7 protein-coding genes are annotated in these 9,231 nt (G+C 62.1%); 5 read left to right on the top strand and 2 right to left on the bottom strand.

All coding sequences use genetic code 11. The annotated features are described in order from the left end of the window. Window positions 1–151: 151 nt before the first annotated feature. Complete coding sequence (locus NUV89_RS24705; protein ID WP_257783378.1) at window positions 152–1,420, bottom strand: malic enzyme-like NAD(P)-binding protein; 1,269 nt, start codon at window positions 1,418–1,420, stop codon at window positions 152–154. Between the two features lie 287 nt (window positions 1,421–1,707). Next, entirely contained in the window at window positions 1,708–1,938 is a 231-nt protein-coding gene (gene rpmE, locus NUV89_RS24700; RefSeq protein WP_017738861.1) for a 50S ribosomal protein L31, read from the bottom strand. Between the two features lie 217 nt (window positions 1,939–2,155). Here rpmE and NUV89_RS24695 point away from each other — a divergent pair, with 217 nt between their 5' ends. From NUV89_RS24695 to hslU, 5 genes are all read left to right on the top strand, one after another. Then, on the top strand, window positions 2,156–4,375 hold the full coding sequence (locus tag NUV89_RS24695; protein WP_257783377.1) for a primosomal protein N': 2,220 nt from the start codon (window positions 2,156–2,158) through the stop codon (window positions 4,373–4,375). Window positions 4,376–4,549: 174 nt separating this feature from the next. Beyond that, on the top strand, window positions 4,550–6,286 hold the full coding sequence (gene argS, locus NUV89_RS24690) for an arginine--tRNA ligase (RefSeq protein ID WP_257783376.1): 1,737 nt from the start codon (window positions 4,550–4,552) through the stop codon (window positions 6,284–6,286). Window position 6,287: 1 nt separating this feature from the next. Beyond that, the gene (locus NUV89_RS24685) at window positions 6,288–6,989 is read left to right on the top strand and encodes an SPOR domain-containing protein (RefSeq protein ID WP_017738858.1); all 702 of its coding nucleotides are present in this window, start codon (window positions 6,288–6,290) and stop codon (window positions 6,987–6,989) included. A 257-nt stretch (window positions 6,990–7,246) separates the two neighbouring features. Then, a complete protein-coding gene (hslV, locus tag NUV89_RS24680; protein WP_017738857.1) occupies window positions 7,247–7,777 on the top strand; it encodes an ATP-dependent protease subunit HslV in 531 nt (176 codons plus the stop codon). A 37-nt stretch (window positions 7,778–7,814) separates the two neighbouring features. After that, a complete protein-coding gene (gene hslU, locus NUV89_RS24675; protein ID WP_257783375.1) occupies window positions 7,815–9,152 on the top strand; it encodes an ATP-dependent protease ATPase subunit HslU in 1,338 nt (445 codons plus the stop codon). Window positions 9,153–9,231: the final 79 nt, after the last annotated feature.

Genomic DNA, 9,231 nt, shown 5'->3' with positions numbered 1-9,231 from the left:
GTATCAGTCGCTAGATTCGTTGACTGGCACTCCGCATTCGCGAGCAAGCCCGCTCCCACACTTGGCTCTACGCAAGGTTCAAGTTAAGTGCCACACAGCAAAAAGCCCCGACTCGCGAGAGCCGGGGCTTTTTTTGGTGCGCTACAACGGCTTAGCCGTTGAACACATCATCCACGCTTTGCAGCGGGTAGTTCTTCGGATACGGCAGGGTAGCCACACCCGTCTCGATCGCGGCCTTGGCCACGGCATCGGAGATCAGGGTAATCAGGCGCTTGTCCATTGGCTTCGGAATGATGTACTCACGGCCGAATTCCAGCTTGGCGCCACCGTAGGCGTCGCACACGTCCTGAGGCACTGGCAGTTTGGCCAGTTCACGCAGGGCGTTGGCGGCGGCTACTTTCATCTCTTCGTTGATGCGCTTGGCGCGAACGTCCAGGGCACCACGGAAGATGAACGGGAAGCCCAGCACGTTGTTGACCTGGTTCGGGTAGTCCGAACGGCCGGTGGCCATGATTACGTCGTTGCGGGTGGCGTGCGCCAGTTCCGGCGCGATCTCTGGGTCCGGGTTGGAGCAGGCGAATACGATCGGGTTGGCCGCCATGGACTTCAGGCCTTCGGCGCTCAGCAGGTTCGGGCCGGACAGGCCAACGAACACGTCTGCACCGTCGAGGGCGTCAGCCAGGGTACGCTTGGAGGACGGGTGGGCAAACATCGCCTTGTACTGGTTCAGGTCGGTACGCTCGGACTGGATCACGCCCTTGCTGTCGACCATGTAGATGTTTTCCAGCTTGGCGCCCATGCTCACGATCAGCTTCATGCACGAGATAGCCGCTGCACCAGCGCCCAGGCAGACGATCTTGGCGTCAGCCAGGGTTTTGCCAGCGATTTCCAGGGCGTTGATCATGCCGGCTGCGGTAACGATCGCGGTGCCGTGCTGGTCATCGTGGAATACCGGGATGTCGCACTGTTCGATCAGGGCCTTTTCGATCTCGAAGCACTCAGGTGCCTTGATGTCTTCCAGGTTGATGCCACCGAAGGTGATGGAAATGCGCTTTACGGTGTCGATGAAAGCCTGCGGGCTCTCGGAGTCGACTTCGATGTCGAAAACGTCGATGCCGGCGAAGCGCTTGAACAGCACGCCCTTACCTTCCATGACTGGCTTGGAAGCCAATGGGCCGAGGTTACCCAGGCCCAGAATCGCGGTGCCATCGGAAATCACTGCAACCAGGTTGCCCTTGCCGGTGTACTTGTACGCCAACTCAGGATCGCGGGCGATTTCACGTACGGGCTCGGCCACGCCAGGGCTGTAGGCCAGCGACAGGTCGCGGGCGGTGGCAGTGGCTTTGGTGAGCTCTACACTCAGCTTTCCTGGACGAGGATTGGCATGATATTCGAGAGCGGCAGTTTTCAAATCAGACATATCGGCATTCCGCTTTTACTGTTGGTCGACGGACCGCCGAGGATACGCGTGTCGTAAAGTCCCTACAAGACTGGGTAGTCACCGGTGTCAAGGCCCCAGAGCGCCGTACTTTGGTCTAAGGCCACGGGATACAAGGGCTCAACTGTTCACAATCGATTTAACAAATGTCTACAATTTTTTATTTAAACGTCGATTCAAGTGGTTTTTATCAAATTCCAGGCACAAAAAAGGCGCCCACGGGGGGCGCCTCTTTTTTCAGCGGGAAAAACCCAGGGGGTTTTTCAGGCTTACTCTGCTGGAGTAGCAGCCTTCTTGCCGAAAGCGCCGAAACGGTCAGCAAAGCGCTGTACGCGGCCGCCGGTGTCCAGAGTCTTCTGCTTACCGGTGTAGAACGGGTGGCACTCGTTGCATACGTCAGTACCCAGTGGCTTGCACAGGTTCGAACGAGTTTCGAACTTGTTGCCGCAGCTGCAAGTTACTTCGATGGTTTCGTACGCTGGATGGATATCGGCTTTCATGGCACTTCCTCGGGCTAGCGTGCCGCCACTCGACACTATTGTCGAATACCGCACGTAATTAGGCCGCGGATTCTACCAGACCTTTTTAAACGCGCAAGCGGCGCTGTGGGCGTGAAACTCCCTTTCATCAGAAAACCATCGGCTACCCCAAGCCCTCCCCTGTCTGCTAGGCTCCCGCCCCTGCGCCACCGCCTGCCTATATAGATGAGACCCCCGCGTGCCCGACGCCATTTTGCGCCTCGCCCTGCCCTCGCCCCTGCGCCGCCTGTTCGATTACCGCGCTCCGGCCGGTGTACTGCGGGCACAGTTGCAGCCAGGCATGCGTGTGCGCGTGCCGTTTGGCCGGCGGGAAATGATCGGCATCCTGGTGGAAGTCGCCAACCACAGCGAAGTGCCCGCCGAAAAGCTCAAGCCAGCGTTGGCGATCCTCGACGCCACGCCGCCGCTGCCGCCCGCACTGTTCAAGCTGTGCCTGTGGACGGCCCAGTACTACCAGCACAGCCTGGGCGACACCCTGAGCTGGGCACTGCCGGTGCTGCTGCGCCAGGGCGAACTGGCCGAGGCGCGCCAGGAGCGCTTCTGGTCGGCGGCACCCGGCGCGCGCCTCGACGACCCGCGCATAGCCCGCGCCCCGCGCCAACGCGAAGCCCTGGCGACCCTGGCGCAACATCCCCACGGCGTGGCCCATCAGTTGTTAAGCAAGCTGATGCTGAGCAAAGACAGTCTCGACCTGCTGCTCGCCAAGGAGCTGGTGCAGGTGGAAATCCGCAAGCACGCCCCCGACCCGCGCCACGAACACTGGCTGGCCCAGCCGGAATTGCCGCTGAACCCCGAGCAACGCGCCGCCTACGAGGCGATCCGTGCAGGCTTCGACAGCTTCCACGCGTTCCTGCTGGCCGGCGTCACCGGCAGCGGCAAGACCGAAGTGTATTTGCAGTTGATCCGCGAAACCCTGCAAGCCGGCAAACAGGCGCTGGTGTTGATCCCGGAAATCAACCTCGGCCCGCAAACCCTGGCGCGCTTCGAGCAACGCTTCAATGCGCGCATCGCCCTGGTGCATTCGGCAGTCAATGACCGCGAGCGCCTGGAGTCGTGGCTGGCGGCGCGGGACGGCGAAGCCGACATTATTATCGGCACCCGCTCGGCGCTGTTCACCCCGATGAAAAACCCCGGGCTTATCATCATCGACGAGGAACACGACGGCTCCTACAAACAACAAGAAGGCCTGCGCTACCACGCCCGCGACCTGGCACTGGTGCGCGCACGCCAGGAAGACATCCCGATAGTGCTCGGTTCGGCCACGCCGTCCCTGGAGAGCTTGCACAACGCCTACACCGGTCGTTACGGCCTCCTACGTCTCAACGAGCGCGCGGGTGGCGCCAAACAGCCGCGCTTCCTGCGCCTGGATGTAAAAAGCCGCCCGCTGGACAGTGGTATTTCCGGGCCGATGCAACAAGCCATCGGCCAGACCCTCGCCGCCGGCCAGCAAGTGCTGGTGTTCCTCAACCGTCGTGGCTTTGCGCCGACGCTGTTGTGCCACGACTGCGGCTGGATGTCCGAGTGCGAGCGTTGCGACGCGCGCATGACCGTGCACCAGCGCCACGGCGAGTTGCGCTGCCACCACTGCGGCCATGTGGAACGGGTGCCGCGCCACTGCCCGCAGTGCGGCAAAGTGGACCTGCGACCGGTCGGCGCAGGCACCGAGCGCGCCGAGGAGCGCCTGGGCATTCTGTTCCCGGACTTCCCGGTGCTGCGGGTGGACCGCGACAGCACCTCGCGCAAAGACGCGATGAACCAGTTGTTCGCTACTATCCAGAAAGGCCAGCCGTGCATCCTGATCGGCACGCAGATGCTTGCCAAAGGGCACCACTTTCCACGGGTGACCCTGGTGTCGATCCTGGATGCCGACGGCGGCTTGTTCTCCGGCGACTTCCGCGCCAGCGAGCGCATGGCGCAACTGATCGTGCAGGTCGCCGGCCGCGCCGGGCGCGCTGAAGAACCCGGCCGGGTGATTATCCAGACCCACCTGGCCGACCATCCGCTGCTGATCCAGCTGACAGAACAAGGCTACTTTGCCTTCGCCGAACAGGCCTTGAGCGAGCGCCGCTCCGCCGGGCTGCCGCCGTTTTCCCATTTGGCCCTGCTGCGCGCCGAAGCGCATAAACCGGGGCAGGCCGAAGGCTTCCTCGACGAAGCCTGCAGCGCCGCCGAACGTTTGCTCGGCGAACTGGGTCTGAGCGGCATCGAATTGCTCGGCCCGGTGCCCGCGCCCATGGAGCGCCGTGCCGGGCGTTATCGCGCTCAGCTACTCTTGCAGGCAACGTCCCGCGCGCCCCTGCATCGGCTGTTAAGTAGCCTGTTGCTTGCCCTGGAGCAAATGCCCAGCGGCCGGCAGGTGCGATGGTCGATGGATGTGGACCCAGTAGATTTGTATTAACCCCACAGTTTGGATTGTGAACCCCCTTAAATGTGGGAGCGGGCTTGCCCGCGATGAGGCCCGCAGGTCCGCCAACCCGTCTGAACGGTTGGCAAGCCCGCCCTCCCCACGGATAATGCCCAGTTTTTCCACCCGCGCATCGCGCGCTGTCGCTTGCGGCACAAAGAGAACACCATGAAAGACACCATTCGCCAGCTGATCCAACAAGCCCTCACCCAACTCGTCAACGAAGGTGTGTTGCCTGAAGGCCTGACGCCGGCGATCCAGGTGGAAAACACCCGCGACAAGACCCACGGCGACTTCGCCAGCAACATCGCGATGATGCTGTCCAAGCCCGCAGGCATGAAGCCCCGCGACCTGGCGGAAAAGATCATCGCAGCCCTGCCGGCGGACGAAAGCGTCACCAAGGCCGAAATCGCCGGCCCGGGCTTTATCAACTTCTTCCAGAACACCCAGGCCCTGGCTGCACGCCTGGACGCCGCCCTGGCCGACGCCAAGATCGGCGTACGCAAGGCCGGCCCGCTGCAACGCGTGGCCATCGACCTGTCGGCGCCGAACCTGGCCAAGGAGATGCACGTCGGCCACCTGCGCTCCACCATCATCGGCGACGGCGTGGCGCGGGTGCTGGAGTTCCTCGGCGACACCGTGATCCGCCAGAACCACGTGGGCGACTGGGGCACCCAGTTCGGCATGCTGATGGCGTACCTGCAAGAAAACCCGATCACCAGCAACGAGCTGTCAGACCTGGAAAACTTCTACCGCGCCGCGAAGAAGCGCTTCGACGAATCCGAAGAGTTCGCCGACCGCGCCCGTGGCCTGGTGGTCAAGCTGCAAGCCGGCGACCCGGAGTGCCTGGAACTGTGGGGTCGCTTCCGGGAGATTTCCCTGTCCCACTGCCAGGAAATCTACGAGCTGCTCAACGTCAAGCTGACCATGGCCGACGTGATGGGCGAAAGTGCCTACAACGACGACCTAATCAATGTGGTCAACGACCTCAAGGCCAAGGGCCTGCTGGTGGAAAGCAACGGCGCGCAGTGCGTGTTCCTCGAAGAATTCAAGACCGCCGAAGGCGAGCCGCTGCCGGTAATCATCGTCAAGGCCGATGGCGGCTACCTGTACGCCACCACTGACCTGGCGGCCGTGCGCTACCGCAGCGGCGTGCTCAAGGCCGATCGCGCGCTGTACTTCGTGGACCAGCGCCAGGCCCTGCACTTCCAGCAAGTGTTCGAAGTGGCACGTCGCGCGGGCTTCATCTCCCACCCGATGCACATGGAACACATGGGCTTCGGCACCATGAACGGCGCCGACGGCCGCCCGTTCAAGACCCGTGACGGCGGCACCGTGAAGCTGATCGACCTGCTCAACGAAGCCCAGGAACGTGCCTACAACCTGGTGAAGGAAAAGAACCCGGAGCTGGCCGAAGCCGACCTGCGCAACATCGCCCGCGTGGTGGGCATTGGCGCGGTGAAATACGCCGACCTGTCCAAGCACCGCACCAGCGACTACAGCTTCAACTTCGAGCTGATGCTCAACTTCGAAGGCAACACCGCGCCGTACCTGCTGTACGCCTACACCCGTGTAGCCGGCGTGTTCCGCAAGCTGGGCAAGGATTTCAGCGAAGTTGAAGGCCAGATCGTGCTGGATGCCCCGCACGAACAGGAGCTGGCGGCCAAGCTGGCGCAATTCGGCGAAGTGCTCAACAGCGTCGGCGAGAAAGGCACACCGCACATCCTCTGCACCTACCTGTACGAAGTCGCCGGCCTGTTCTCCAGCTTCTACGAGAACTGCCCGATCCTCACCGCCGACGACGAAGCCCAGAAGCAAAGCCGCCTGCGCCTCGCCGCCCTGGCGGGACGTACCCTCAAGCAAGGCCTGGAGTTGTTGGGCCTGGAAACCCTGGAGCGCATGTAAGTTGGCTGCCAAGAAAAAACCTGCACCCAAGCGCGGCGCCAGCCGCTACCAGGCCCCGGCGAAAAAGCCGATTCCGGGCTGGTTGTGGATGGCCATCGGCCTGACGGTCGGCGCGTTTATCGTGTTCCTGATGAAGCTGGACCCGGGCAAGGGCGACGACGTCAAACGGGTCAAGCAGGAACAGCAGAAGGCCACGAAAATGGCCGAAGCCAACAAGACTGCGCCGAGCCCTACGGCACCGGTAAAGCCGAAGTACGACTTCTACACGCTGCTGCCGGAATCGGAAGTGATCGTGCCGCCTGACGCCGTGCCGGAAAAAACCCTGCCGACGCCACAAGTGCCGACCACCCCGGTGACGCCAGCGGAAGCGGCGAAGATCGACACGGCGCGCGCCCAGGCCGCCTTGGCCGGGATCACCCCGCCACCACCGCCACCGGTTGCCGAAACCAAGGCGGCGCCGGTGACCAAGTTCTTCCTGCAAGCGGGCTCGTTCCCCAAGCAGGCGGATGCGGATCGCGTACGGGCGCAGATCATTCTGCTGGGCCAGGCGGTGACGGTGGAATCCGGCACGGTGAAGGATGCGACCTGGTATCGCGTGCTGGTGGGGCCGTTCAGCAACCGTGAACAGCTGACCGTGGCACAGAAGCAACTGGCCGGCGCAGGGTTTAGCAACCTGTTGTTACAACAACGCCAGAGCCGCTGATCTAAGGAACACAGCTGGCCCCATGTGGGAGCGGGCTTGCTCGCGAATGCGGTAGATCAGTCAGTATTTTCGGCGACTGACACACCGCTTTCGCGAGCAAGCCCGCTCCCACATTTGATCTATAGCGTTCTCAAGAGTGTGTCAGACCAATAAACACCACTCGTCCGCACACCGCCCCCACGGTTGAAATCCCCCCCACCATCCCCATATCTGTTTCCACCAGGGCATTTTCGCCCCGCTGCGTGGAGACTCTCCCCTTGACCACCATCGTTTCAGTACGTCGCCACGGCAAAGTCGTCATGGGCGGCGACGGCCAGGTTTCCCTCGGCAACACCGTGATGAAAGGCAACGCCAAGAAAGTGCGCCGCCTGTACCACGGCCAGGTGCTCGCCGGTTTTGCCGGTGCCACCGCCGACGCCTTCACCCTGTTCGAACGTTTTGAAGGCCAACTGGAAAAACACCAGGGCCACCTTGTGCGCGCGGCGGTCGAACTCGCCAAAGAATGGCGTACCGACCGTTCCCTCAGCCGCCTGGAAGCCATGCTGGCCGTGGCCAACAAAGATGCCTCGCTGATTATCACCGGCAACGGTGACGTGGTAGAGCCAGAAAACGGCTTGATCGCCATGGGCTCCGGTGGCGGCTACGCCCAGGCTGCGGCCAGCGCACTGTTGAAGAAAACCGACCTGTCGGCCCGTGAAATCGTCGAGACCGCCTTGGGCATCGCCGGCGACATCTGCGTGTTCACCAACCACAACCTGACCATTGAGGAGCAGGACCTCGCCGAGTAAGCCGTAGGCTTATTCCCGCTTGAGGCCGCCAAACACTATGTCCATGACTCCCCGCGAAATCGTCCACGAACTCAACCGCCATATCATCGGCCAGGACGATGCCAAGCGCGCCGTTGCCATTGCGCTGCGCAACCGCTGGCGCCGGATGCAACTGCCCGAAGAACTGCGTGTTGAAGTCACGCCAAAGAACATCCTGATGATCGGTCCTACCGGCGTCGGTAAAACCGAAATCGCCCGTCGCCTGGCCAAGCTGGCCAACGCGCCGTTCATCAAGGTCGAAGCCACCAAGTTCACCGAAGTGGGCTATGTGGGCCGCGACGTCGAGTCGATTATCCGTGACCTCGCCGACGCCGCCCTGAAGCTGCTGCGCGAACAGGAAATGACTAAGGTCAGCCACCGCGCCGAAGACGCCGCCGAAGAACGCATCCTCGACGCCCTGCTGCCACCGGCACGCATGGGTTTCAACGAAGACCCGGCGCCGAGCTCGGATTCCAACACCCGCCAACTGTTCCGCAAGCGACTGCGTGAAGGCCAGTTGGACGACAAGGAAATCGAGATCGAAGTGGCCGAAGTCTCCGGCGTCGATATCTCTGCGCCGCCGGGCATGGAAGAAATGACCAGCCAGTTGCAGAACCTGTTCGCCAACATGGGCAAGGGCAAAAAGAAAGCCCGCAAGCTCAAGGTGAAGGAAGCGCTGAAACTGGTGCGCGACGAAGAAGCCGGGCGCCTGGTGAATGAGGAAGAACTCAAGGCCAAGGCCCTGGAAGCCGTCGAGCAGCACGGCATCGTGTTTATCGATGAGATCGACAAGGTGGCCAAGCGCGGCAACTCCGGTGGCGTCGATGTCTCCCGCGAAGGCGTACAGCGCGACCTGCTGCCGCTGATCGAAGGCTGCACCGTGAACACCAAGCTGGGCATGGTCAAGACCGACCACATCCTGTTTATCGCCTCCGGTGCGTTCCACCTGAGCAAGCCCAGCGACCTGGTGCCGGAGCTGCAAGGCCGCCTGCCGATTCGCGTGGAACTCAAGGCGCTGACCCCGGGCGACTTCGAGCGCATCCTCAGCGAACCGCATGCCTCGCTCACCGAGCAATACCGTGAGCTGCTGAAAACCGAAGGCCTGGGCATCGAATTCCAGCCGGACGGTATCAAGCGTCTGGCGGAGATCGCCTGGCAGGTCAACGAGAAGACCGAGAACATCGGTGCGCGTCGTTTGCACACCTTGCTGGAGCGGTTGCTGGAGGAAGTGTCCTTCAGTGCTGGCGACCTGGCTGGGGCGCAGAATGGCGAAGTGATCAAGATCGACGCGGATTACGTCAACAGCCATCTGGGCGAATTGGCGCAGAACGAAGATCTGTCTCGCTACATTCTGTAAGCTTCACGCAGAACCGCTTTGCTTTATTGTGGGAGCGGGCTTGCTCGCGAATGCGGTGTATCAGTCAATACTTGTGTGA

The organism is Pseudomonas sp. 18.1.10, assembly GCF_024655625.1.
Taxonomy (GTDB): Bacteria; Pseudomonadota; Gammaproteobacteria; order Pseudomonadales; family Pseudomonadaceae; genus Aquipseudomonas.
Note: the sequence above shows the minus strand (reverse complement) of the source record. Positions and strands in the feature narration are given on the sequence as shown.

What these genes read in the sequence shown, in the direction of transcription:
- NUV89_RS24705 (WP_257783378.1), bottom strand. Translation starts at nt 1,420, where the DNA reads ATGTCTGATTTGAAAACTGCCGCTCTCGAATATCATGCCAATCCTCGT.
- rpmE (WP_017738861.1), bottom strand. Translation starts at nt 1,938, where the DNA reads ATGAAAGCCGATATCCATCCAGCGTACGAAACCATCGAAGTAACTTGC.
- argS (WP_257783376.1), top strand. Translation starts at nt 4,550, where the DNA reads ATGAAAGACACCATTCGCCAGCTGATCCAACAAGCCCTCACCCAACTC.
- hslU (WP_257783375.1), top strand. Translation starts at nt 7,815, where the DNA reads ATGTCCATGACTCCCCGCGAAATCGTCCACGAACTCAACCGCCATATC.